Source organism: Alteromonas sp. ABV2_168 (assembly GCF_056161165.1).
The window spans coordinates 1-24822 of sequence record NZ_JBSWYQ010000004.1 but is presented as its reverse complement, the minus strand read 5'-3'; the positions used below and the strand labels follow the sequence as shown (position 1 = coordinate 24822).

Annotated in this window: 22 protein-coding genes and 1 pseudogene; 13 read left to right on the top strand and 10 right to left on the bottom strand. The window is 49.1% G+C overall.

Annotation, left to right across the window (positions count from 1 at the left end; translation table 11 throughout):
- The first annotated feature begins 4 nt into the window (after positions 1–4).
- The 3 genes from glgX (at position 5) to msrB (ending at position 4193) form a co-directional block, all read left to right on the top strand.
- A complete protein-coding gene (gene glgX, locus ACXAH4_RS07845) occupies positions 5–2080 on the top strand; it encodes a glycogen debranching protein GlgX (protein WP_474881384.1) in 2076 nt (691 codons plus the stop codon).
- 137 nt (positions 2081–2217) lie between these two features.
- Entirely contained in the window at positions 2218–3765 is a 1548-nt protein-coding gene (gndA, locus tag ACXAH4_RS07840; RefSeq protein WP_474845750.1) for an NADP-dependent phosphogluconate dehydrogenase, read from the top strand.
- Between the two features lie 26 nt (positions 3766–3791).
- On the top strand, positions 3792–4193 hold the full coding sequence (msrB, locus tag ACXAH4_RS07835) for a peptide-methionine (R)-S-oxide reductase MsrB (protein WP_474851983.1): 402 nt from the start codon (positions 3792–3794) through the stop codon (positions 4191–4193).
- Between the two features lie 160 nt (positions 4194–4353).
- On the opposite strand, the gene ACXAH4_RS07830 is transcribed toward msrB, so the two are convergent.
- Positions 4354–5133, bottom strand: coding sequence for a DUF2989 domain-containing protein (locus ACXAH4_RS07830; RefSeq protein ID WP_474845971.1), 780 nt, complete (start codon positions 5131–5133; stop codon positions 4354–4356).
- 241 nt (positions 5134–5374) lie between these two features.
- On the opposite strand from ACXAH4_RS07830, the gene ACXAH4_RS07825 reads away from it, so the two are divergent.
- The 7 genes from ACXAH4_RS07825 to ACXAH4_RS07795 all read left to right on the top strand — a co-directional run bounded on the left by ACXAH4_RS07825 (position 5375) and on the right by ACXAH4_RS07795 (position 13610).
- Positions 5375–6820, top strand: coding sequence for a glyceraldehyde-3-phosphate dehydrogenase (locus ACXAH4_RS07825; RefSeq protein WP_474845752.1), 1446 nt, complete (start codon positions 5375–5377; stop codon positions 6818–6820).
- 183 nt (positions 6821–7003) lie between these two features.
- A complete protein-coding gene (locus ACXAH4_RS07820; RefSeq protein ID WP_474881383.1) occupies positions 7004–8131 on the top strand; it encodes a M14 family metallopeptidase in 1128 nt (375 codons plus the stop codon).
- A gap of 44 nt (positions 8132–8175) precedes the next feature.
- Positions 8176–9840 (top strand): alanine/glycine:cation symporter family protein, encoded by a 1665-nt coding sequence (locus ACXAH4_RS07815; RefSeq protein WP_474851988.1) that lies wholly within the window; start codon positions 8176–8178, stop codon positions 9838–9840.
- 144 nt (positions 9841–9984) lie between these two features.
- On the top strand, positions 9985–10314 hold the full coding sequence (locus ACXAH4_RS07810; protein ID WP_119501104.1) for a hypothetical protein: 330 nt from the start codon (positions 9985–9987) through the stop codon (positions 10312–10314).
- Positions 10311–10601, top strand: a complete 291-nt coding sequence (locus tag ACXAH4_RS07805; protein ID WP_119501105.1) for a YeaC family protein — start codon at positions 10311–10313, stop codon at positions 10599–10601. Before ACXAH4_RS07810 ends, ACXAH4_RS07805 begins: the two co-directional genes overlap by 4 nt.
- Positions 10591–13389 carry a DUF349 domain-containing protein gene (locus ACXAH4_RS07800; protein WP_474881381.1) on the top strand — a complete coding sequence of 933 codons (2799 nt, stop codon included), beginning with the start codon at positions 10591–10593 and terminating at the stop codon, positions 13387–13389. Before ACXAH4_RS07805 ends, ACXAH4_RS07800 begins: the two co-directional genes overlap by 11 nt.
- Positions 13389–13610, top strand: a complete 222-nt coding sequence (locus tag ACXAH4_RS07795) for a hypothetical protein (protein WP_474881379.1) — start codon at positions 13389–13391, stop codon at positions 13608–13610. The genes ACXAH4_RS07800 and ACXAH4_RS07795 overlap by 1 nt, the downstream gene beginning before the upstream one ends.
- 88 nt (positions 13611–13698) lie before the next feature.
- On the opposite strand, the gene ACXAH4_RS07790 is transcribed toward ACXAH4_RS07795, so the two are convergent.
- The gene (locus tag ACXAH4_RS07790) at positions 13699–14535 is read right to left on the bottom strand and encodes a DUF2797 domain-containing protein (protein ID WP_474881377.1); all 837 of its coding nucleotides are present in this window, start codon (positions 14533–14535) and stop codon (positions 13699–13701) included.
- A 13-nt stretch (positions 14536–14548) separates the two neighbouring features.
- Positions 14549–15556, bottom strand: coding sequence for an asparaginase (gene ansA / locus ACXAH4_RS07785; RefSeq protein WP_474851996.1), 1008 nt, complete (start codon positions 15554–15556; stop codon positions 14549–14551).
- A 260-nt stretch (positions 15557–15816) separates the two neighbouring features.
- On the opposite strand from ansA, the gene ACXAH4_RS07780 reads away from it, so the two are divergent.
- From ACXAH4_RS07780 to ACXAH4_RS07770, 3 genes are read left to right on the top strand one after another with little or no spacing between them, the layout of a single operon-like run.
- Positions 15817–16623, top strand: a complete 807-nt coding sequence (locus ACXAH4_RS07780) for an SAM-dependent methyltransferase (RefSeq protein WP_119501110.1) — start codon at positions 15817–15819, stop codon at positions 16621–16623.
- Entirely contained in the window at positions 16620–16832 is a 213-nt protein-coding gene (locus ACXAH4_RS07775; RefSeq protein ID WP_474845765.1) for a hypothetical protein, read from the top strand. The genes ACXAH4_RS07780 and ACXAH4_RS07775 overlap by 4 nt, the downstream gene beginning before the upstream one ends.
- A gap of 39 nt (positions 16833–16871) precedes the next feature.
- A complete protein-coding gene (locus ACXAH4_RS07770; protein ID WP_474881375.1) occupies positions 16872–18581 on the top strand; it encodes a GGDEF domain-containing protein in 1710 nt (569 codons plus the stop codon).
- Between the two features lie 44 nt (positions 18582–18625).
- On the opposite strand, the gene lipA is transcribed toward ACXAH4_RS07770, so the two are convergent.
- The 7 genes and pseudogenes from lipA to ACXAH4_RS07735 form a co-directional block, all read right to left on the bottom strand.
- Entirely contained in the window at positions 18626–19588 is a 963-nt protein-coding gene (gene lipA / locus ACXAH4_RS07765) for a lipoyl synthase (RefSeq protein ID WP_119501113.1), read from the bottom strand.
- On the bottom strand, positions 19581–20165 hold the full coding sequence (gene lipB, locus ACXAH4_RS07760; protein WP_474845973.1) for a lipoyl(octanoyl) transferase LipB: 585 nt from the start codon (positions 20163–20165) through the stop codon (positions 19581–19583). Before lipB ends, lipA begins: the two co-directional genes overlap by 8 nt.
- A gap of 72 nt (positions 20166–20237) precedes the next feature.
- A complete protein-coding gene (gene ybeD, locus ACXAH4_RS07755) occupies positions 20238–20501 on the bottom strand; it encodes a DUF493 family protein YbeD (RefSeq protein ID WP_474845770.1) in 264 nt (87 codons plus the stop codon).
- 82 nt (positions 20502–20583) lie between these two features.
- Positions 20584–21732, bottom strand: a complete 1149-nt coding sequence (locus tag ACXAH4_RS07750) for a serine hydrolase (RefSeq protein ID WP_474867912.1) — start codon at positions 21730–21732, stop codon at positions 20584–20586.
- Between the two features lie 247 nt (positions 21733–21979).
- Positions 21980–22834 (bottom strand): septal ring lytic transglycosylase RlpA family protein, encoded by an 855-nt coding sequence (locus tag ACXAH4_RS07745; protein WP_474845772.1) that lies wholly within the window; start codon positions 22832–22834, stop codon positions 21980–21982.
- A 6-nt stretch (positions 22835–22840) separates the two neighbouring features.
- The gene (gene rodA, locus ACXAH4_RS07740) at positions 22841–23956 is read right to left on the bottom strand and encodes a rod shape-determining protein RodA (RefSeq protein ID WP_119501118.1); all 1116 of its coding nucleotides are present in this window, start codon (positions 23954–23956) and stop codon (positions 22841–22843) included.
- A pseudogene (locus ACXAH4_RS07735) lies at positions 23953–24744 on the bottom strand (penicillin-binding transpeptidase domain-containing protein); the annotation flags it as partial. The gene rodA and the pseudogene ACXAH4_RS07735, both read right to left, overlap by 4 nt.
- Positions 24745–24822: the final 78 nt, after the last annotated feature.

Here is a 24822-nt window from a genome sequence, read left to right as displayed (position 1 = left end):
AAAGGTGAAGCAAGACTCACTTGTAAACTATAACGTTAAGGCTGGCGTGCCGTATCCGCCGGGGGCGACTGTCACCGGCGACGGCTGCAATTTTGCTGTTGAATCGCCGGACGCCAGAGCTGTCGTGCTGTGCCTTTTCCAAAGTGATACAGAGGAACCGGTTGCAGAGATTGTGATGCCGGCCAAAACCGGTTCAGTCTGGCATTGTGAAGTAGAAGGTGCCGGCGAGAATCAGCATTATGCATACAGGGTGGAGCGTGGTGAAGAATCCCTTCACCATGTGCCGACAGACAAGCTGTTAATCGACCCTTACGCGCATAAATTCAGCCGGCCACTGCACTGGAATGCCAGACACTATGAACATGACTCACAGTTTATGGTGCCGAAATGTGTCGTGGTGCGTCATGATAAACATGACCGGCCGCCGAAGCCTGCCTTTCAGCCCCATCAGCGAATTATTTACGAAGCCCATGTGAAAGGGCTGACTATGCTGCACCCCGCTGTACCCGACGAGGATAAAGGTAAATATACAGGGGCGGCCCATCCGGATGTCATAAAACATCTGGTTGATCTCGGTGTGACCACTGTGCAATTTATGCCTTTGTCAGCGTTCATGCCGGAACCTTACATTACTGAAAAAGGCATGACCAACTACTGGGGTTACAATCCGGTAAACTACTTTGCACCTGAGCCCCGGTACGGAAAAGCGGATGCTGTCCGTGAACTGAAAGCCATGGTGGATGCCTATCACGGAGCCGGCCTGGAAGTCATCATTGATGTGGTTTACAACCATACCGCTGAGGGCGGAGATGGCGGACCGGTATTGTCTTTCAAAGGCTTCTTCCCCCACCAGGCCTATTTGTACGAACAGACCAAAACCGGTGAGATTGTTTACAGCAATCACTCAGGATGCGGAAATACAGTAAATACTGCCAGTCCGGTCATGACGACGATGATTATGGATGCCATGCGTTACTGGGTTGAGGTTATCGGTGTAGACGGATTCCGTTTCGATCTCGCCGTATGTCTTGGCAGAGATCCGCAACAGTTTTCGCCTCACTCCGGTTTGCTTAAATCAATTTCACAGGACCCGGTGTTGAAACAGGCTGTACTGGTGGCGGAACCCTGGGACATTGGCCCGGGCGGTTATCAGTTAGGCGCTTTTGCGTATCCGTGGCTGGAAGTGAACGACCGTTACCGTGACACCTTAAGAGCATTCTGGCGGGGTGATCACGCTATTACCGCGGAGTTTGCAACACGGCTGATGGGGTCACGGGATATTTTCCATAAGGGATTCCGGCCTGTTTATACATCGGTAAACAATGTGACCTACCATGACGGCTTTACCCTTCACGATTTGGTGAGCTACACCGAACGCCACAATGAGGCGAATGGTGAAAATAACCGCGACGGGCATGGTCACAATTTATCAGCCAATTATGGTGTGGAAGGACCCACTCAGGACGAGAAAATTCTCCAGCTTCGTGAGCGTCAGAAACGAAATATGTTTTTGTCGATGATGCTGTCACAGGGGATCCCTCATGTTCTGGGCGGTGATGAGCTGAGTAAAACCCAGAACGGAAACAACAACGCCTATTGTCAGGACAATGCCCTTAACTGGTATGACTGGGAGCTGAATAAACGGGAGTCTGATTTTCTGCATTTCTGTCAGCACGTGATTCAACTGCGTCGTAGCAGCGAGTTGCTGAGTCATTTACTGCTCGAAGACGATTTATTTCAGCTTGATACGAATGTAGCGGTGATCCGCTGGTATAAACCTGACGGACAGGATAAAGAATCAGAAGACTGGCAGTCACCGGACAGTCAGTCATTCGGCGTTGAAATCCGCGGTACAACCAAAGATGAAAACGACCCTGAACACTGGTTCCTGTGTTTTAATGCCAGCCTGCAGGACAAGCGTTTTAATCTGCCAGGGATCTCGCCTCAGTGTGCCTGGCAACTGATGGTCGATACCCGGTACGGTTCTTTACCGGAACAACCGGATATTTGTATTCAGAGAGTGTTTTTGCAGGCGGGCAGAAGCGTAGCCGTGTTTAAACAAAGCCAGATAGTGCCGTAAAGGGTTTACTGCTGCACGGCAAGTAAGCAATCAGTCATGATTTGAGCATAATTCGCAGAAAATCAGTCATAAGTTAGTGTTCGCACTATTATCGGGTGGTATGATCCGCAGCCATCTGTAACTTGAGGTGACACCCAATGCAAAAAGAAGATGGAAAGCACACTGAAACTAAGTGTGATATCGGTTTTATTGGTTTAGGCGTAATGGGCGCCAACCTGACGCTTAACCTGGTCGATCATGGTTATCGCGTAGCCTGTTTCGACCTTGATCAAACCAAAGTCGATGCAATTATTGCTAAAGATGCTGAAGAGCGTGGCGACGCGGCTGCCCGTGTAGAAGGCTGCAGCTCATACACCGAATTACTCAGCAAATTGAAGTCACCTCACATGGTTATTCTGTCGGTGCCTGCCGGCGAACCTGTAGACCATGTTTGTTCTCACCTGATTGACGCCGGCATCCAGGCGGATGACATTGTTGTGGATACCGGAAACAGCTTGTGGACGGATTCTGTCGAACGGGAAGAAAAGTACAAAAGTAAGTTTATCTTCTTCTCTACTGCGGTTTCCGGCGGTGAAGTGGGCGCACGTTTCGGCCCTTCTCTGATGCCTTCAGGCAACCCGTATGCGTGGACACGCCTTGAGCCGGTACTGAAAGCTATTGCAGCAAAAGTCGATGCTGAGACAGGTCTGCCGATTGAATCTTTCACCCCGGGTAAGCCGGTGCTGGAAGGGGAAGCCTGTGCCACGTACATTGGTCCTGTGGGTGCCGGTCACTACGTTAAAATGGTGCATAACGGTATTGAGTATGCCGACATGCAACTTATCTGCGAAACCTATCAGGTCATGCGTACCGCTTTACACATGTCTGCTGCTGAGATTGCAGAGGTTTTCCGTCGCTGGAATAAAGGCAAGCTGAACAGTTACCTGATGGAAATCAGTGCAGAAGTGCTGGAGCAGCTGGATCCTGAAACCGGTGTACCACTGGTAGATGTCATTCTTGATAAGGCTGGTCAGAAAGGCACGGGTCTCTGGACCGCCGTCAGCGCGCTGCAAGTGGGAAGTCCTGCCCAGACGATTACTTCTGCGGTATTTGCCCGCAGTCTGTCCAGCCTCAAAGACGAGCGTGTCGCAGCCAGCAAAGTTCTGCAGGGACCGGAAGTCAAAGTCCTTTCTGACGAAGAGAAGTTTGCGGCTATCGACAAGCTGGAATATGCGCTTTATTGCTCAAAGATTTGTGCATACGCGCAGGGTTTCCAGTTGATGGCTGTTGCTTCTAAAGAGCACGGTTGGGAACTGGACTTCGGTGGTATTGCGAAAATCTGGCGTGCCGGCTGTATTATCCGTGCGGTTTTCCTGCAATCTATTTCCAAAGCCTACGAAAACAACGAAGATCTGGCGAACCTGCTGCTTGATCCTTTCTTTGCTGATCAAATCACCCAATATCAGTCTGACTGGCGGGAATCACTGGCACAGGCTGCTCTGGCAGGTATTCCCTGTCCGGCAATGATGTCAGCGTTAAGTTATTACGATTCTTACCGCACCGCAGTACTGCCGGCCAACCTGCTTCAGGGCCAGCGTGACTACTTTGGCGCACACACGTATCAGCGTGTAGATAAACCGTCGGGTAAGAAGTTTCACCTTGACTGGAGTGATCCGGCGCGTCCTCAGATTGCTATCAAAAAGTAATCGTGTAAACGAACACAGGAGCAAACATGGCTGTCGATAAAGACTGGAAAGCAACGCTGTCACCTGACGAATATCGTGTCACCCGTCAGGCTGGTACAGAGCGTCCTTACACGGGTGTATTACTGGACGAGAAGCGTCCGGGAACCTATATATGCAAGTGTTGTGGTGCGCCGCTTTTCAGTTCGGATGCTAAGTTTGATTCCGGTTGTGGCTGGCCTTCATTTGATCAGCAAACAGATGACGGTAATGTGTTGTACCGTGAAGACAATAGTCACGGCATGCGCAGAACGGAAATTATCTGTAAATCCTGTGACGCCCATCTGGGCCATGTTTTCCCTGACGGACCCACAGAGACCGGCCAGCGGTATTGTGTAAATTCGTTATCACTGAATTTGAAAACTGCTGAGGATGAAGTCGTCCGCGGCTGACATGTTCACTTCTGGTTAAAAAATAAACACCGCTTTGTTGTAAAGCGGTGTTTTTGTTTGTGACTTCGTCATAACGGGTGGAAATACTGAAATTTCCTGTGAAAGTGACTTACAGGATCCGTTGAAAAAAGCGACCCCGGTCAATGCTGAAGTCTGACGGTTACAGTTTGGTAAGCCCCAGCGCCTTTGCATCGAATTCACCGTCTTCCAGTGCGCCGGTTATTTCATCTGCTACGTTATTCATCAGTGACGCCGGTAACTGAAACTTTGTTGCCATTGCTTCCAGTTGATGCGTATTGATTGAGTCGGAGTAGTGACTGGCGACTTTTGACCAGATCCAGGCAAGTTTGTATTTCTTCTGTTCCATGCTGATGGTTGTCAGCGTATGAAATACTGAGACATCGACATTTTCATCATCTTTGTAGAGACTCAACGCACGGTACAGGGTGTCACGGGTGCGGTTCATGTCATCTTGCGCCTGTATTGACGCCAGGGCGATCAGTTGTTCCGGCGTGTTAAGGTGACCGGCACTGGCAGCAGACATAAACCGTTTCAATGCGTCTTCATCACCGGAACGGGACCAGTGATACCAGGCGAGAAGGGGCTCACTGCTATTGCGGGTTTTACGGTTGAGACGATCGAGTTCTTTGCGTGCTGTCAGCACACCTTTCATCCGGTCTGCTTCTTTGTCCCGGTATTTTTTGTGGGTCAGGCCGGAGGCGTTAACAATACAACGCTGGTAGTCTTCAAACATCAGCATCAGGCGATAAATGTCTTCACCTTCACCGTCGTCAGGGTGGCGGTAGCGTTGCTTGATAATTTCTGCTTTTTCCCCGCGGCACCATTCATCGCTGTTGAGATCGTTACACATTTGCGGATTATCCTGACAAATTGTGGCGACTTTAGGCGCAAACATATCACCGCAACCGGGCAATACCACTGTCCCAATCAGTAACGGCAGGCACTTCGCCAGTTGTGTTGGAAAATTACTAAAGGATCGGGGTGTTTGTAGCTTAAATGATGAAATACTGAAAATTTTCAACAGTTTGGTCTTCCTTGATGGTTTTCTTAGAATAAGTCCGTTCCACGCAGACAACGACTTTTACACCTTAGTGTACCCTACAATTATGAAGCTTTCTGCGTGGACTGTCCGGTTAATTTCAAATGGTTAAGGCAAAGGCATGAATCAACAGTTTGAACAGGAATTGCAAAGTAGCTGGCAGGAACGTCAGGAATACGCGGAAATGATGATGCCGCTCATCGGTAAGCTCTACAGAAATCATTCAGTAGAAGTGTCTGTGTATGGCCGTTCGTTACTGGGTGCCAGTGTCATCGATATCGTTAAAGCACACCGCAAAGTGCGTTTACATGAAGGCATTAAACTGCGTTTACGGGAGAGCTTTCCTGTACTTGAAGCGTTAACAGCAATGCCCCTCGCACCGGCACAAATTGATATTGGTAAACTGGCTTTTGATTTCCATTATGGTAGTGCCGTCGATCAGACCGATTTGAATGCTTATTTGCAGGAAAAGCTGGCTGATGTAGCCGGTAAAGACGATGAGCAGACGCCTCAGGATGTGGTACTTTACGGCTTTGGCCGTATCGGCCGCTTACTTGCCCGTCTGCTGATAGAAAGACAGGGTAAAGCGAACAAGTTGCGCTTGCGTGCAATTGTTGTGCGCGGCGGCAAAGACGGCGACCTGGAAAAGCGCGCAAGCTTACTTCGTCGTGATTCGGTACATGGTCCGTTCAATGGCAGTATCACAATTGATCACGAGCGCCAGGCCATTAAAGCTAATGGTTCTTTTATTCAAATCATCTATGCAAACAGCCCGGATGAAGTGGACTACACCAAATACGGTATCGATAATGCTATCGTCGTTGACAATACCGGCATGTGGCGCGACCGCGACGGTTTGGGTCTGCATCTTAAAGCCAAAGGTGCTGCGAAGGCATTACTGACTGCTCCGGGTAAAGGTGACATTAAAAACATCGTTCACGGCGTTAATCATGAAGACATTCTGGCAGAAGACACAATCCTGTCAGCCGCCAGTTGTACAACGAATGCAATCACGCCTGTGCTGAAAGCGCTGGATGAAGAGTATGGTATTGATTCCGGTCACGTGGAAACCGTACACAGTTTTACCAACGACCAGAACCTCATTGATAACTACCACAAAGCTGACCGTCGTGGCCGCAGTGCACCGCTTAATATGGTTATCACTGAAACCGGCGCTGCGAAAGCAGTAGCAAAAGCCTATCCTAAACTGGCCGGAAAGCTGACTGGTAACGCGATTCGTGTGCCTACACCAAACGTGTCTATGGCTATTCTGAACCTTAACCTGAAAACTTCCACCGAGAAGTTGGCGGTGAATGAGTTCCTGCGGGATACGGCTCTGTTCTCATCGCTGCAGCATCAGATTGACTATACGGCCAGTAAAGAAATCGTTTCAACTGACCTGGTGGGTTCACGTGCTGCGAGTGTGGTGGATTCACAGGCAACAATCGTCGCTGATAACCGTCTGACGCTGTATGTGTGGTATGACAATGAATTCGGATACAGCTGCCAGGTGATGCGTGTAGTGCGCGACATGGCCGGGATCACTTTCCCAACGTTACCTGCATAATTGTTAGCGCAGGCGTTATTACCGGTATCGCTTCGGCGTTACCGGTTTTTTTTGTCTGCAGAAATGTAAACCTTCATGCTGTTCATTTCCCGGGCATAACCACCGGACGGATGTGTTAAACATGGTATTTACATTCCCGACTATGCTAAATTAGCGGCAAAAATAGAAGGACACGACAGATCCATGCATATCTCAGCACAGTTTGACAGCGGAAATATCCGTGTCATCGAAGCCGCCTCTCCGCAAAAAATCGTTCTTGGCATCAACAAAGACAATCAGTCGGATTTTTATCAGTGGTTCCATTTCCGTTTATTCGGGGAAGTATTCGAAACCCATCACATCACGCTCACTGATTTGGCTAAATCTGCGTATCCCGATGGCTGGAAAGATTACAATGTACTGGCTTCTTATGACCGCCAGAACTGGTTTCGCGTAGACAGCGAATTTGACGGTGATAATCTATCATTCAGCTTCACACCGGAACAGCCAGCCGTCTATTTTGCCTATTTCATCCCTTACAGCTATGAACGGCATCTGGATCTGGTTCACGATGCACAAATGTCTCTGCGCTGTGAACACCGCTTGTTAGGCGAAACGCTGGATGGTCGTGACATTAACCTGTTAGTTATCGGTGACGAAGAGCCGGCTAAAAAGAAAATCTGGATCACAGCCAGACAACACCCCGGCGAAACCATGGCCGAATGGTGTGCAGAAGGACTGCTTTACCGCCTGCTGGATGAACAGGACGGTCTGTCCAGACAATTACTGGACGACGCTGTTTTCTATATTGTGCCGAACATGAATCCGGATGGCGCTGCACGGGGCCATTTGCGTACGAACGCGGCGGGTACTAACCTGAACCGTGAGTGGGCAGAGCCCAGCGCAGAGAAAAGCCCGGAAGTCTTGCATGTGTTAAATGCCATGACAGACACCGGTGTAGACATGTATCTTGATATTCACGGTGACGAAGCATTACCGTACAATTTTGTCGCAGGCAGCGAGGGGATCCCTTGTTATTCTGCACGCCTGAAAGATCTGGAGGACACGTTTAAAGCAGCATTACTGTCTGCTACGCCGGAATTTCAGGACGAATATGGCTATCCAAAAGACAAGCCGGGTGAAGCAAACCTGACCGTGGCATCCAATGCTGTTGGTCAGAAATTTGATTGCCTTGCCTACACGCTGGAAATGCCGTTCAAAGATAATAATAATTTACCTGATCCTGTGTATGGATGGTCAGTGCAACGCTGCCGCCAGCTGGGAGAAGACCTTTTGATTGCCGTGCGTGCGGTAGTGTCAAAACTACGATAATAAAAACACGCAAAATAACAACAAAGTATTGAGGGGAACTCGTCTTGGAAGGCTTGTATAATTTTCTTGTGTCAATAGATGGCATGCTCGGGGGAGCACCTTGGTTCCCCTTCGTTCTGCTGGGTGTCGGTTTGTTCTTTACCGTGTACCTTAAATTTCCGCAAATCCGCTTCTTTAAGCATGCCTGGCTGGTCGTCACCGGCAAGTATGATAAAGAAGGCGAGGAAGGGGATACCACTCACTTCCGCGCGTTAACCACTGCACTTTCCGGCACAGTGGGTACAGGTAATATCAGTGGTGTTGCTTTCGCAATCTTTCTTGGCGGTCCTGCGGCGTTATTCTGGATGTGGGCAACAGCCTTTCTGGGTATGACCACTAAATTTGTAGAAGTGACACTTTCCCACAAGTACCGTGTGAAAACGGAAGACGGCACCATGGCCGGTGGTCCCATGTATTACATGGACCGTCGTTTGAACATGAAATGGTTAGCCGTAGCTTTTGCTATTGCGACGGTAATCAGTTCATTCGGTACCGGAAACCTGCCACAAAGTAATGGTATTGCACAGAGTATTGAAGCCACTTTTGGTATTGATCCGGTTATCGTCGGTAGCGTGCTGGGTATCCTGCTGGCACTGGTTATCTTAGGCGGTATTCAACGTATTGCAGCATTTACAGCCAGAATTGTTCCCATTATGGCGATGGTGTATCTGATTGGTGCGCTGGCGGTAATTTTTGCTAACCTGGAAAATATCGGGCCGTCATTCGCTGCTGTTATCGGAGATGCATTTACCGGTTCCGCTGCTGCAGGCGGATTCCTTGGTGCATCACTGGCTTATGCATTTAACCGTGGTGTAAACCGGGGACTGTTCTCTAACGAAGCTGGTCAGGGTTCAGCACCAATTGCTCACGCCGCTGCGAAAACCAGTGAACCGGCATCTGAGGGCATGGTATCTCTGCTTGAACCTTTCATCGACACCATTTTGATTTGTACAGTAACCGGTCTGGTTATCCTGTCTTCAGGTGTATGGAAAGAAAAGCATGAAAACGTGTTTGACCGCGCAGATATGTATTTCGTACAGGGCGTCTATTCTGATGAACAGCCGCAGGATCGTGAAGCACTTTACAAATACTTAAACGGTGTCGACGGCAGTGGCGTTGAGGCTTATACCGGCCCGGTTTCAGTGGTTAACGGTACGGCAGTCAGTGAGGGCTTCACCCTGATTAACTCCCGTTCTATTGCGGAAGACGTAACCTATTCACTGGGTGACGACGACGCTTACACCGGCACGCTGCAAATTAAGAATGGTAAACCGGTTAAAGACAACCTGGAAGTGCAGGGCAAGTCGCTGGTGCATTCTGCCGCACTGACTACCATTGCTTTCACCCGTGGGTATTTCGGTGACTTCGGGCAGTACATTGTATCTATTGGTCTGATGTTATTCGCTTTCTCCACCGCTATTGCCTGGTCGTATTACGGTGACAGGGCAATGACCTATTTGTTAGGTCCCCGTTCTGTTATGCCTTACCGGGTGATTTACGTGGCTGGTTTTATCTGGGCTTCGTTTTCAGATACCACGCTGGTGTGGGCTTTATCGGCGGTCGCAATAGTTGTTATGACACTGCCTAACCTGTTTGGTATTATGATGCTGAGCAAGGAAATGAAGCAGACGGTGAACGAGTACTGGGCCAAAGTCCGGGACGATAAGTAAACCGTCAGCGTATTCCGGCTGACACTTATGTCAGCCGTCGAATTGAAAAGGACACATTGGTGTCCTTTTTTGTATAAGCGGGCCACACGCAGGGTTCCGCAATGAAACTTATTTAAGTACCAGTAAAACAGTCCGGGAGCAATAATGGCATTAACAGATTGTCCGTCATGTAATAAAAAAATATCCGATAAGTCTGAAGAGTGCCCCCATTGCCAGTTCAGAGTGGGTGATGCTTCAGCTGAAGATGTGTTGAGAAAGCAGAGTTTGCAGCGCTACAAGAAAAAACAAAGTATACAAAATCAGTCACTGCTGGCAGTGCTGTTGTTTGTTGCCGGATTCGGCTTTATGTACTGGGGCGGCACAAAGCCCGGTGATATTCAGCATAACCTGGCGATTTTAGCCGCTGTGGCCGGCTTTATGTGGTATGTTGTGAACCGTGTCAGATTAGTCATTATTAAACGTTTTTCCTCATGAATATAGATGCATTACTTGCCGCTATGACGCCCGATGTGTACGCACGTCTGCGTCAGGCAGTTGAAACCGGCAAATGGCCTGATGGCACTGTACTGTCTGAAGAGCAGCGGGACAGTTGCATGCAGGCGGTATTGTTGTACCAGTCCAAAATCGAAAAATCCTCCGAGCACATGACAATAAATGCGCAGGGAGAGATCGTGCAAAAAAGTAAAAGAGAATTCCGTGATGCGTTGCAGGCGGAACAGGATGAAAACACCATAGCGCGGTTCAAGCAGGATGATATTTAGTCGACTTTTTTCCCCGGCGCACACCAGTTCAGACCCGCAAAAACGACTTCAGGCCATTGCCGGATTATCGGTAAGTAAACCAGCAGAACGCTCGGCGTTGCATGAACTGGCTTTCAACGACAGCAACAGCGATGTGAGTCTGGCCGCACTGGAAAAACTGGATTCCTTTCCTCTGTGGATGAAAATGTCACAGACAGCCCGTGATGACAAAATCCGGCGCCGTGCGGTTGCACGGGTTGAATCCGCCATTATTGATGCTGACAGTGCTGATATTTCTACTGACGACCAGTATGAGTATGTGCTGAAGCAGGCCCCTGCTGAACTGGCACGCAAGTTAGTGGAATCTCCCCGCCGGGAAACCCTGACGGAGGCTCAGATTTTTGCGTTGCTGGAAAAAATCGGCCGCAGTGACTACACACGGGAATTCTTTGGAGCATTTGCATCTGTGTCGCTGCAAATGCGTATCGCAGAACAATGCGATGATGCAGTATTGCTGGGCCGTTTAATAAAAAAGGCGGACGATACGCAGGTACAAACGTTTATTCAGGATAAGCTGAGCGCCTTACAGGAAGCGGCAGAGAAGCCGGCCAGAACTGAGCAGGCTTATACGCTGGTGTTGTCAAAGCTGCAGGCAGTCACTGACCGTTTTGATTATGAAGATGTGGATGCACGTTTGCAGGCCTGTGCTGAAGATTTAGATGCGCTGTCAGCGGATTTACCCGTTCTCGCTGAAAATGTTGTTGCAACGATCACTGAAAAGCAAACCCGTTTACTTGCACGAGCGCAGCAACACCGCGATCGTCTGAAGGTCGACTGGGATGCGCAACAAGCAGAAAGGGCATTGCAGCAGGAGTGGTTGTTATTCAAGGCTGCATTGTCTGCAGCGGAAGAAAAGGTTGCCTGGCTGTTTAATGAGCGTTTGTCAGAAGCAACACTCTCTGATGTCGAATCTGTCAATGATGCGGTAAGGGAACTGGAAGGCAAAGCTGACAGCTTCGCACAGTTAAAGCCTGCCGGGGAACGACAGGCACTGGCAGATACAATTAATGACCTTGCCGGTAAACTGGATGCATTCTCAGCACAACAGCAGATCGCCATACGGCTCAATGCGGTGCTCAGTGATGCTGAACGTGCCGCTGCTGATGCCGGTGGCGCAGAAAACATCGACGATGAAGTGTGGCGTGCGCTGGCAGGCCGCTGGGCAGAACACAAAGACTTATTGTTCCCTGTAGCGGATGCGTTAAAGCAACGCTGGAGTGTACTGTCGAAAGCGAAGAAGCGTGAACAGACTCAGCGTCGTGTGGCTCAGAACAATACGCTGAAGCAGGTCCGGAGATTATCATCTGTAGTCAGTAATCTTATTGAAACCGGACGTTTCAGAGCTGCCATGACGCGGTTCACTGAACTTCAGACTTTATATGATGCACTCGATGAGAGCAACCGGCTCTCCGTTGAGCGCAAATACGGGCAGCTCACTGAAGAGATAGCCCGTCTTGAGGGCTGGCAAACATATCTGGCTGCGCCGCGCAAACCGGCCATGCTGGAAGAAGCACGACAGCTCGCTGCAACAGCTCCTGCTGATATTGCTGCCAGAGCGGCAGCTATCAAACAACTGCGTAAACAATGGCAGTCACTGGCAACCTCTCAGGATAAGGATGAAGCAGATATCGCCTTTGACGAAGCGCTGGAACAGGCTTTTGCGCCATGTCGTGCCCATTATGCTGAACAGGAACAGCAGCGACTCGCTGCGCAGCAAAAACGGGAAGGGTTGATCAGTGAGTTATCATCACTCACACCGGCTTGTGATGACCCCGCGTCACTGGCTAAACAGCTGGATAAATTGCGTCAGCGCTGGCGCGATGCCGGTGCTGTAGATAAACCCGTGTATGAGGCGCTTAAGAAACGTTGGGATACTGCGCTGGCGCCACTCAGTGACAGCGTCAATCAGTGGTTTAATGACAACCGTGTGCGCAAGCAGGCCATTATTGAACAAGCCCGATCTCTGGCGTCTCAGGAAGACAGTGCTTCTGTGTCTGAACAGGCTAAAGCACTGCAAGTGGAATGGAAAAATACCGGTCATGCCGGCAAGCGTCATGAAAGTCGTATGTGGCAAACCTTTAAGAGCATCAATGATGAGCTGTTCGCCCGGGTCAAAGAGCAGCGAAATGCCGTTGCAGAGGAAGAAAATGCACAGCTGAATACGCTGCTTGAACAGGTTAAAGTAGTTGGCAAATCAGTGAAACAACATCCGGAAGAAATGGATGCGGCACTGGTACCTGTGGTCGAAGCGATGCAGACCCTTGACGCAAAGAAACAGGCGGTGGTGCAGCAGCGTATTGACCGGCTTCGCAAAAACGCGCAGCAGCAGGTTCAGGAGCAGGCGCTGGATGATCGTAAAACAGCCATGTTGTCATTGCATGATGTGCTGAAAAGCTGGCTGGCGAATGATGCTATACCGGTGGATAGTGATGCCTGGGCTTCACTACCGAAAGCATGGCGTAATGCACTGACAGGTCAGTCTGCTGCAGATAAATCCCGCGACTGGTACACCCATGTGCTTGAGCTTAAATTAAATATTGATGCAGCACCGTCTTTGCAGGCGGAGCGTCGTAGCGTGCAGCTTGCGCTGATGACAGCGAAGCTGGAAAAGGGCGATGATATCAGTTTCAGTGAGGCCCTTTGTGCATGGCTTGGTCACGGAAAACCCGGTGATGCTGAGTTCCGGCGGTTACTGAATGTCATCGGTCAGGTGCAGGAAAATGCCGTGTTACTGAAAGAGGTCGTGTAGTGCAGGTGCAACTGGAATTTGTGTTCGATACGGAACCGGACGCTTACCGTTTCTTAAATACAGCGAAGCATTTTGCTGCAAAAGATCTCATCGTTAAACGGGGCAGGACTTCACAGCATGTGTTGATCCGCTATCGTTATGCTGACGGGGAATTTGATGATACAGCTGCAAAGCTTGACGATCTGGCCCGTGAAATGGGTGGTGAAGAGTTTCGCGGCTGATAAAGCGACCGGATGAGACAGGGAGCCGGCTTTTCCGGCTCCCTTTTATCTTAATGCGTTTTCTTACCTGCCAGCTTGCCGGCAAGCATTAAAAAGATAATGTTGCCCGGTAACCCGCATATTTGCGGATGTTTATGACCCTGTCACCATCGAGCATAAGATACTGGCCCTTAATGCCATGCAACGTGCCCGTGAATGCAGGGGTTTTGTCCAGATTAATTGATTTGATTTTTACCGGATAGTTATCCACCGGATAGTGGATAGAGACCGCTTCTGCAGTGGTTTCGCTTACCGCATCAAGCCCGTGTTCACGGCGTATATCTTCCAGACCATCAGCGATTTTCTCCATCAGACTGGCTTTCAGAGCCGGTAAATCTGCCGCTTCCGCTTCGCCTTTCAGCATTGTCCGCCAGTTGGTTTTATCCCCGATGTGGGCTTTACATAAGGTTTCCACCAGACCACTGGTCAGGCGGTCTTTGACACGAAGAAAAACCATAGCCTGACTGGCGCCCTGGTCCATCCAGCGGCTGGACACCTGATCAGATACATGACGGGTAATGCCAACCTTCAGGTTGCCGGTATTCGCCAGATAAACAAAGTGGTCACTCAGACAATGGGTTTCTCCCCATTCCGGCTCCCTGCAGGTGCCTTCTTTGTAATGGCAAAGTTCCGGTTTGATAATACAACTGTCGCATTGAGCCAGGGTGATCAGGCAACGGTAGCAGTAACCCTGATTGAAACTTTTTTTGGTTTTCGCATCACAATGAACACAGCGGATTTCACCTTCTGTGGTCAGCGTAATTTCTTTCCCGATGAGACTGTTCATATCTACCTTCTCATCACCCAGCGGTAATGTGTAGTGGACAAGATGACTGGTATTAACGGTTACCTTCATTTTGCCAAGTGCGCCTGTAAATGATTGCATGTTTACTCTTTTTTTATTCGCTTAGCTCACCACGTAAACTGGTAGTCAGCTTTGATTTAATCTCTTCATAATTTAATGACTGGCTGAGCAGATAGTGCAATTTGGCAAGGGCTGCTTCCGGCGTCATGTCACTGCCGGACAGTACGCCGGCTTCTTTTAAACTGTTACCCGTTGCATAGCCACCCATATTCACCCGGCCACGGAGACATTGTGTGCAGTTGAGTACAACGATTTCTCTGTCTGCCGCGTACTTGAGTTGTTGTAACAGAGCAGGCTGTTGTGGTGCGTTGCCTACACCGTAACTTAACAGAATGAGTGCATTAACCGGCTGCTGTAACGTGTTTTTAATTACCTCCGGTGAAATCCCGGGGTATAAGCTCACCAGACCGATGGGTTGTGATTTAACACGGCAGACTTTCAGTGGTGTTGCTGCCGGTTTGGCCAGTTCTCCGGCTTTGACACGGATATTAATACCGGCTTCCAGTAACGGCGGGAAGTTCGGTGAGTCAAACGCATTAAAACCGTCAGCATCGACTTTACGGCTCCGGTTTCCTCTCAGAAGGCGGTTGTTGAAGAACAGGCTGACTTCTGCAATGGGATAGTTCGCCGCGACGTAAAGGGCATTGAGCAGATTAACCTGACCGTCAGAGCGCAGTTCTGCCAGCGGAATTTGTGAGCCGGTAACGATAACAGGTTTACTCAGGTCCTCCAGCATAAAGCTGAGGGCAGATGCCGTGTAAGCCATGGTATCCGTACCGTGGAGAATAATGAATCCGTCATATTTATCATAATTATCTGCGATATCATCAGCGATACGCTGCCAGTCTGACGGATTCATATCAGAAGAATCAATCAGGTTGTCATACTCATGCAGAGTATATAAAGGCATTTCAGGACGATGAAACTCAGGCATGTTGGCGAGGGTGTTGCCAAGGAATCCCGCTGCGGGCACATAGCCTTGTCTGGAAGGTTTCATCCCGATAGTACCGCCGGTATAGGCAATGTAAATATGTTTTCTCATAGGGACTCCTGTTTTTAGCGGCGTATTGTAACAGGCTGGCAGGGCAAGTCATCATGTGCCGCTGCGAATAGAGGCGGGTAGCATCATTGATTTGCCTCACATGTCTGATTAATAAAGGTAAGACGGACATAATTCATGCTTGCTCCGCAAAATTATCAGGGCATAATTAGAATAGATCGCTCAGACAATATACAGCCTTTAACAGGCTGGTCTGAAACCGTTTATAAAATCATAAAAAATACAGCAGTACGGTTATTACTATGCAAAGTAACACAGGAAGTTTGGTCTGCGTGGGGCCGGGAATGACCCTTGGTGCTCATATGCCGCTGCGCTGCCGCAGTCACATCGAAAACGCTGATGTGGTCTTTACCAATTGTCATCCTCTGATGGAGCAATGGGTAAGCACCATGAACAAAGATACCCGTTCTTTACAGCCACTTTATGCGGAAGGTAAAGATCGCCGTGATACTTATCGCGAAATGGTCGCAGCGATAATGGCGGAAGTGACATCGGGCAAACGGGTGTGCGGTGTATTCTACGGGCATCCGGGTGTATTTGCTCAGGTGCCTCACACGGCTATTGCTCAGGCAAAGCAGGCAGGCTTTCGTGCGCATATGGAGCCGGGCATTTCTGCTGAAGACTGCCTGTATGCTGATATGGGCATCGACCCCGGCGCCTATGGCAGTCAACATTTTGAAACCACTCAATTCATGATGTTCTCACGTAATATCGATACTACTGCGTATCTCTTCCTCTGGCAGGTCGGTCTGGCAGGGGACTTATCCATAACAAAAAAATCAACGTCGGTGGCTCAGCGTAAAGTACTTACTGATCTGTTAATTGATGATTATGGCTATCCGCCGGAGCACCGTGTTGCGTTGTATGAATGCCCCGTGGTGATAACGGATAAAACCAGAATTGAATGGCTGCCTTTGAATACGTTACACGAAGCAGCGTTATCCTTGATCACCACCCTGGTGATACCACCATGCAAGCGATTAATTAAAAACGAAAAAATACTAAATAAACTCAACTCACTCTCATCTGACAAGGAAGCAACATCATGAATAAGACTATAGAAATACTCGCTGCACTGGCAGAGGATGTCACCCGTTCGGTCGATCAGTTATCACCGCAAGAAATGGCAGATATCGCACGTTTGAAAGCAGAAACTGTTAGAATGAACCCGCTGATGGCTATCGTGGAGCCTAATGATCCCGACGAGCCTTCACGGGAACCGGAGCGAGAGCCCGACAGAAACCCGATTGTGGCGTAACTGCTGCAACGGATAGTTGTCTAATACTGAGATTGCTGAATGCGCTGTTTTCTTTTCATTTTGTTGTTTATTCCTTTCGCCTGTACGGCAGCGAATGATCATGAAAGACTGCAGCGCATTGAATCCCTCGCTTTGTCTGACTGGGACACGGCAAAAATCCTCCTGAAAGAAGTTAACCCGGAGGAGCTTGCACCGGCAGATAAACATTTTTACCGCTATTTATCCATTTACCTTTCTACGAAAGATACGCCTCTTGAAACTGTTGTCGGTCAGTATAAGGGGCTTTACCGCACGCTGCCGGATGAGGCGGTGAAAGTTAAAGTTGCTAAATCTCTGCTGGCACTGGAAGCTTACCTGAACGAATGGGACCATGCGTTCGGCCTGGCAAAAGAACTTGAAGCGCAAATCGCCCGGCTGAATGACGTACAGAGTAATTTATCCACCTGGAAAGGCATGGTGGTATTTTACAGCCAGGCCGGTTTGTATGACATGGCGTCTGATATGGTGGGGAAAATCCTTGCAACAAAAGAGGCAGGAGATGATTTACGTTGTTTCGCACTGTCGCTGGGTGAAGAAATAAATCTTCATAACAACACGGCGTCTGAAAAAGGCTTTAATCATGCGATTGATGTATGCAGACGGGCAGGGCAAAATTACTACATCGCTTTCAATTACGTCCATCTGCTTGATTTATATGTAAAGGAAGGGGCTTTCAACAAAGCACGCATTATTGAGAAGGAAGCTACCTGGCGGGTAAACGAGAGTCAGTTTCATCATTTGATGGCCGGATTCAGTTTATCGCTGGCAGAGATGCGCCTCAGCGAAGGTAAAGTGGAAGATGCTGAAGCTCTGGCACTGGGTGTGATTCAAAAGGATATCCGTGAGGAATTTAAAGAGGCCCTGCGCGATGCATACCGTATCCTTGTCGGGATAGCCGTTGAAAAGCAGCAATATCATAAGGCGTTTGATTACATCAGCAATAAACAACGTATGGAAGACGCGCTGCATTCAGAACAAAGCATTAAAGAGCTCGCATTTCAGAAAGCCATGTTTGATTTATCCAGTAAAGAAAATGAAATTCTCCTGCTGGACAAACAAAACAAGTTACTTCAGGCAGAAGCAAAATACAGCAGCCAGAAAATGAAGACCACGGTGCTGGCCCTCTCGCTGGTGTCAGTAATGGGTGTTGCTTTGCTATTGTGGAGCTACCGCAGCCGCAGGCTTGCCAGACGCCTGCGCTACCTGGCAACCCGTGACAGTCTGACAGGTGTTTATAACCGGGGTTACTTTACCGACCTTGCCGCAGAAAAACTTAAACGCTGCCAGAAAAATGAAACGTCTGTGGTGATGTTACTGCTGGATCTGGATTTATTTAAAGGTCTTAACGACACCTATGGTCACCAGGTGGGAGACTGGGTTTTGCGGGAAGTGGCCCGTGTTCTTAAAAATTGCTGTCCGGAGAAAGGTCTGGTCACCCGCATGGGCGGAGAAGAATTTGGAATTCTGGCCGAAGGAATGACAACAGAGCAGGGATTCGAACTGGCGGAACGCTGCAGGCAGGCCATTGAAGAAATTGATTCCGGGATATCCGGTCATAAGTTTACTGTATCAGCCAGTTTCGGAGTCAGCAGTTCATCGCAGGTAGGATATGGTCTCGATAACCTGATTTCGGCTTCGGATCTTGCGCTTTATCAGTCTAAACGCTTCGGCCGTAATCAGGTTTTTGAGTACAGTCATTCAATGAATTAAAAAACCCGGCATTTGCCGGGTTTTTTATAATACTTAGCTGAGAGTTACTTCACTTCTTTACCGGCTGCCTGCTGGTCTGCATGATAGCTTGAGCGAACCATTGGACCGCATGCCGCGTGCACGAAGCCGATATCTTTCGCGTAATCGCCAAGCGCATCAAATTCGTTCGGGTGCACATAACGTTTCACCGGGTAATGGTGACGGGACGGTTGCAGGTATTGACCCAGAGTCAGCATGTCGACATCGTGAGCACGTAAATCACGCAGTACACCTTCAATCTCTTCGTTCTCTTCACCCATGCCCATCATCAGGCCGGACTTGGTTTTCACGTCAGGGTGCTGAGCTTTAAACTTCTTCAGCAGATCCAGAGACCACTGATAGTTCGCGCCCGGGCGGCATTCCCGGTAAAGGCGAGGAATGGTTTCAAGGTTATGGTTGAATACATCCGGTACACCGCTTTTGAAAATCTCCAGTGCACGATCCATACGGCCACGAAAATCCGGTACCAGTACTTCAATGGTGGTTGACGGACTGTGTTCACGTATTGCATTAATACAATCAACAAAGTGCTGAGCACCACCGTCTCTGAGATCATCACGGTCTACTGAAGTAATCACCACGTATTTCAACTTCATTTCCGCAATGGTCTTAGCCAGTTTTTCCGGTTCTTCGGCACTGGGCGGTAATGGTTTTCCGTGAGCGACATCGCAGAAAGGACAACGACGGGTACAAATATCACCTAAAATCATGAAGGTGGCAGTTCCGTGGTTAAAACACTCAGCCAGGTTAGGGCAGGAGGCTTCTTCACATACGGAATGCAGTTTGTTTTTACGCAGCGTCTGTTTGATTTCGTCAATACGATCAGTTGTACGTGGAAGCTTAATCTTGATCCATGACGGTTTACGAAGCATCTCCTCTTTTTCGGTAGGGACGATCGTAATCGGAATATGTTTTACTTTCTCATCATCGCGGAGTTTTACCCCGGCTTTAGGACGTGCGTTACTCATCAAAACCTTCTTTGTTTATGACTTCCTGAATATTTAGAATATTCAGAAGGTGTTGCGTGAGAGCCGGGCCTGCAATTTCCAGCGAATCAGGCCCTGCTAACCGCGCAGTATCAATCATTTCCATGCCGGCATAGCCGCAGGGATTAATCCGGTTGAACGGAGCTAAGTCCATATTAACATTGAGTGCGAGTCCATGGAATGAACAACCTTTACGGATCCGTAATCCTAAGGAACACACTTTCCGTTCATCAACGTACACACCGGGAGCATCTTTCTTAGCGCGGGCTTCTACACCGTAGTCTGCCAGTAATGCAACCACTGCATCTTCCATCGCCGTCACCAGCTCCCGCACACCCAGTTTTCGACGCTTAATATTCAGCATCAGGTAAATAACCTGCTGGCCGGGACCATGGTAGGTAACCTGACCGCCACGGTCTACGTTGACTACAGGAATATCTCCCGGCATCAATATGTGTTCGGCTTTACCCGCCTGACCCTGGGTAAACACAGCGTCATGCTCTACCAGCCAGATTTCATCGGTTGTGTCTGCGTCACGCTCATCTGTGAACGACTGCATTTTTTGCCACACCGGCAAATAATACTGACGGGCTAACTGACGGACAATTACAGGATGATGTGTTGCGGTCACTTACAATACAACCCTGACCAGTTCAATTTTAGCCAGCTCGGTATAAATGGTTTCCATGTGCTCTTTACTGGTCACACGGACACTCACCGACACAGAATGGTAGTTACCTTTAGCACTGGGCTTAACGGTAGGAGAGTAATCTCCCGGCGAATGCTTCTGCAGACAGGTAATCACCTGCTGCGGTAATTCTTCATGGGCTACACCCATTACTTTAAACGTCTGGAAACAGGGAAAATCCAGCAACTCATCGAAACGGGTATCCATTACGATATCCTTACTTCTTTATATAAACAAAACGGCCAGATTATAACAATCTGGCCGCTGATCAACTAGCACTACTGACCGGTTATTCGTCCCAGCCAAGCTGCAGCATGACATAATCAACCATACGATCTAAGAAACCACCTTCATTCACTTCCTGCAAAGCAACAAGGGGATAGTTGGCAACGTCTTCGCCGTCCAGTTGCAGGTAAAGTGTGCCAACCACCTGGCCTTTTGCCAGCGGCGCTTCCAGTTTCTTATCTAACTCAAAACTGGCTTCAAGGTTACCTGCCTGGCCACGGGGAATGGTAATGGGGGTAGATTGATTAATTCCAAGGTCTACAGTTTCGCGGTCACCCATATAAATGCGGTGAGCAACGAAGCTTTCACCGGCTTTATAAGGGGTTACAGTTTCATAGAAACGAAAACCGTAACGCAATAATTTTTTGTTTTCTTCTTTTCGGGCGCGTTCACTGTCTGTGCCCATCACAACAGAAATTAAACGCATATCACCCTGTTTAGCCGAGGTGATGAGGCTGTAGCCTGCATCAGAAGTGTGACCGGTTTTAATGCCATCCACATTCAGGCTCTGATCCCACAGCAAGCTGTTACGGTTGTACTGTTTGATACCGTTGTAGGTGTACTCTTTTTCGCTGTAAATCGCGTAGATTTCCGGCGTCTCAGCGACCAGCGCCTGAGACAACAGCGCCATATCCCGCGGCGTTACGTAGTGATCGGGGTCGTGCAGGCCGTGGCTGTTCACAAAATGTGAAGAAGACATACCCAGCGCCTGCGCGTGGGCATTCATCATGCTGGCAAAGGCACTTTCAGAACCGGCGATATGTTCAGCCATAGCAACACAGGCATCGTTACCGGACTGAATAATAATACCGCGAACCAGGTCGGCCACTTTTACCTGTGTACCCACCTCAATGAACATTTTTGATGATTCCGGAAAATTCTTCGCCCATGCATTCTCAGATATGGTTACTTCATCGTCCATGCTGATATTGCCGGCTTCCAGCTCTTTTCCGATGACATACGTCGTCATCATTTTAGTCAGACTTGCAGGCGGCAACTGCATGTCTGCATTTTTCTCTGCGATAACCTGGCCCGTTTCGTTATCCATCAGCACGAAGCCTTCAGCGGCAACACTTGGCGGCGGCGGGATCACGACGTTGGCGTGGACTTTGGCAACATAAGACATGCACATCATGATAAACATGGTGAGCATGAAAGACGGTTTAGCGCGATTTATAATTTTATGCATGGGAATATCAATTACCGTTTTTTATTTAAGACAAACTGTTTTGAATTTTAACGTAAGCAACAAGCCTGGACCAGAGTCAGTGCAGCTTTGTTCCTTATATAAAGAGCAAAGTGATTCAGATGCTGATTTGTACCTTAAAAGTCTACCGGATTACAGTGTTGCTGACCGATTTACCCGGCAAATCCACAAGTTCGGCAGATGAATGCCATATTTACAGGTTGCCGCCCACGGTATAAGCACCGGGATAGCCATTTTTCTGCAAATCATCTAACAGCATTTTTGCCTGAAAGCGGTCAGCCAGCGGGCCCAGCCGTAATTTGTAGATATTATTAATTAACGGTATTTCAGCAGGCACCTGATAAAGTTGGGACAGGACGGTAGATACTGATTTGGCACGTTCAGGATCACTCACTGCGGCGACCTGAATGTAAAGCCCGTCGTCAGCAGCAGAAACCGGCTCAGCTTCCGGCTCTTCAGGCAGAGGAACAATGCCGGCATATTGTTCATAGCTGACAGTAGGCTGATCGCCCACAGTCACCTGATTGTTCTCATCAAAATGAATCACTTCCAGCTTCACCTTTGCCGTGCCGTGCTGCTGGTAATCCAGTTTTTTCGCTGCGGCATAAGACAAGTCGATAATCCGGCTGGAATGAAAGGGGCCACGATCATTTACCCGCACAATGGCTGTCTTGCCATTACTCAGGTTAGTCACTTTAACAAATGAGGGCAGCGGCAAGGTTTTATGTGCCGCTGTCATTGCAAACATATTGTAGGTTTCACCGTTAGAAGTGAGGTGCCCGTGAAATTTCTGGCCGTACCAGGAAGCCAGCCCGGTTTCCACAAAACCTTTGCCGGATTGCAACGGAAAATATCGTTTACCCAATACTTCGTAGGGGCGGCTGTTCCATTCACGGTAAGGTTCGTATTGCGGGTCTGCGTCAGTGTAATCCGGTTCGTCATACACAAACGTGGGGGCTGAATCGCTGTGCTGGGCATAGCGACCTGAAGACTGGCAGCCGCATAACACGACTGCACATAGCAGTAAGATACAGTATTTAGCGCACATAACCGGTTATCGGGATAAGAATCTTTTTTGTGTTCCGATTGCCATCAGAATGCCAAAACCTGCCATCAATGTCACCATTGACGTACCGCCAAAACTAACCAGTGGCAGTGGCACTCCTACTACGGGCAGTAAGCCTGACACCATACCCATATTTACAAACACGTAAACAAAGAAGGTCAGGGTTATCGAACCCGCCAGTAACTTACTGTAGGCGTCCTGAGCACGGTTGGCAATGATCAGGCCGCGAATAATGATAAACAGGTAAATTGCGAGTAATCCGATGACGCCAGTCAGACCGAATTCTTCACTGAAAACCGCAAAGATAAAATCGGTGTGACGTTCCGGCAGAAACTCAAGCTGTGACTGGGTTCCCTGCAACCAGCCTTTGCCCTGAAGGCCGCCGGAACCAATGGCAATTTTAGACTGGATAATATGATAACCGGCGCCCAGAGGATCGGATTCAGGATTTAAAAACGTGATTACCCGCTGCTTCTGATATTCCTGCATCAGAAAAAACCACATTACCGGTGCAAACGCACCGCCCATGGCGGCAACAATGCCAATAAGACGCCAGCTCATGCCTGCCAGAAAAATAGCAAAAATTCCCGAACTGGCAATAAGTAGCGACGTCCCTAAATCCGGCTGTTTAGCGATGAGGATTGTGGGTACGATAACCAGAGTGAAGCCAATGCCTATCTGAATAAGACGGGGGGGCAGGGTAAACTTACTGATATACCAGGCCACCATCATGGGCACCGCAAGCTTCATCAGTTCCGATGGCTGAAAACGAACAAATTTAAGATCAAGCCAGCGCTGGGCACCTTTACCCACGTCGCCGAATAAAAGTACAGCAATCAGCATCAGTAAGCCGGCAATGTAAGCATAAGTGGATAACCGCCGGTAGGCCATAGGTGGTACCTGCGCCATGACGCACATTACACCCATGGCAATACCGAGACGGGCGAACTGCCGTTCCATCTGGCCGGGATCCTGACCGGAGGCCGAATAAAGGGTATACAGGCCGACCACCATTAAAACCAGCAATCCCAGCAACAGCCAGCCGTCAATATGAAGCCGTTCGAGCAGAGTAGACTGATTTTGTTTTATCGTTGTACGTTTCATTCAGCCTGTTCCTTTGATGCTTGCTCCGGCGGCACATAATCAGGCTGCATAAAGTCCCTTTCGCGGAAGAAAAAATCCATAACCTGACGGGCTACCGGCGCGGCATTGGAACTGCCGCCTCCGGCATTTTCAACCACAACCGCCACAGAGACTTCAGGTTGCTCATAAGGGGCGAAGGCTACATACATGGCATTATCACGAAGATGTTCAGAAACCTCTTCTTCGTTGTAGGACTCGTTCTGGCCTACTGAAAAAAGTTGTGCAGTACCGGATTTACCCCCGGACTGGTAAGGGGCATCAGAGAATGACTTGCGGCCTGTACCTTCATCGGAATGATTAACATCGTGCATGGCACTGAGCATTAAATCCCAGTTTTTCCTTTCTTTCACCATAATCGGACGCATGGTTTTTAAAGGCTCCTGCGAGACCTCGCCGTTTTCACTCATGAATCCCATCATAATTTGAGGAACAAACCGTTCGCCGTGGTTTATCAGTGTATTTATTGCCTGATTCAATTGGATTGGTGTCGCTGTCCAGTAACTCTGGCCAATACCCACAGGAATCGTATCGCCGATGTACCAGGGCTGATTAAAACGGGCACGTTTCCAGCCGCGGCTTGGCATATTGGCGTCTGATTCTTCGTATAAGTCTACGCCGGTGTAATCGCCGAAACCGAATTCAGACATCGCATCACTGATTCGATCGATACCGAGCTTGTAGGCAAGGTCATAGTAGAAAGTATCGCAGGACATCATAATTGCCCCTTCCACACCCACCCCCCCCCCCCCCCCCCCCCCCCCCCCCCCCCCCCCCCCCCCCCCCCCCCCCCCCCCCCCCCCCCCCCCCCCCCCCCCCCCCCCCCCCCC

Bases quoted from the DNA above. Each gene is read 5' to 3' on its own strand.
- gndA (WP_474845750.1), top strand. From the start codon at position 2,218: ATGCAAAAAGAAGATGGAAAGCACACTGAAACTAAGTGTGATATCGGT.
- msrB (WP_474851983.1), top strand. From the start codon at position 3,792: ATGGCTGTCGATAAAGACTGGAAAGCAACGCTGTCACCTGACGAATAT.
- ACXAH4_RS07825 (WP_474845752.1), top strand. From the start codon at position 5,375: ATGAATCAACAGTTTGAACAGGAATTGCAAAGTAGCTGGCAGGAACGT.
- ACXAH4_RS07820 (WP_474881383.1), top strand. From the start codon at position 7,004: ATGCATATCTCAGCACAGTTTGACAGCGGAAATATCCGTGTCATCGAA.
- ACXAH4_RS07810 (WP_119501104.1), top strand. From the start codon at position 9,985: ATGGCATTAACAGATTGTCCGTCATGTAATAAAAAAATATCCGATAAG.
- ACXAH4_RS07805 (WP_119501105.1), top strand. From the start codon at position 10,311: ATGAATATAGATGCATTACTTGCCGCTATGACGCCCGATGTGTACGCA.
- ACXAH4_RS07800 (WP_474881381.1), top strand. From the start codon at position 10,591: ATGATATTTAGTCGACTTTTTTCCCCGGCGCACACCAGTTCAGACCCG.
- ACXAH4_RS07790 (WP_474881377.1), bottom strand. From the start codon at position 14,535: ATGCAATCATTTACAGGCGCACTTGGCAAAATGAAGGTAACCGTTAAT.
- ansA (WP_474851996.1), bottom strand. From the start codon at position 15,556: ATGAGAAAACATATTTACATTGCCTATACCGGCGGTACTATCGGGATG.
- ACXAH4_RS07780 (WP_119501110.1), top strand. From the start codon at position 15,817: ATGCAAAGTAACACAGGAAGTTTGGTCTGCGTGGGGCCGGGAATGACC.
- ACXAH4_RS07775 (WP_474845765.1), top strand. From the start codon at position 16,620: ATGAATAAGACTATAGAAATACTCGCTGCACTGGCAGAGGATGTCACC.
- ACXAH4_RS07770 (WP_474881375.1), top strand. From the start codon at position 16,872: ATGCGCTGTTTTCTTTTCATTTTGTTGTTTATTCCTTTCGCCTGTACG.
- lipA (WP_119501113.1), bottom strand. From the start codon at position 19,588: ATGAGTAACGCACGTCCTAAAGCCGGGGTAAAACTCCGCGATGATGAG.
- lipB (WP_474845973.1), bottom strand. From the start codon at position 20,165: ATGCAGTCGTTCACAGATGAGCGTGACGCAGACACAACCGATGAAATC.
- ybeD (WP_474845770.1), bottom strand. From the start codon at position 20,501: ATGGATACCCGTTTCGATGAGTTGCTGGATTTTCCCTGTTTCCAGACG.
- ACXAH4_RS07750 (WP_474867912.1), bottom strand. From the start codon at position 21,732: ATGCTCACCATGTTTATCATGATGTGCATGTCTTATGTTGCCAAAGTC.
- ACXAH4_RS07745 (WP_474845772.1), bottom strand. From the start codon at position 22,834: ATGTGCGCTAAATACTGTATCTTACTGCTATGTGCAGTCGTGTTATGC.
- rodA (WP_119501118.1), bottom strand. From the start codon at position 23,956: ATGAAACGTACAACGATAAAACAAAATCAGTCTACTCTGCTCGAACGG.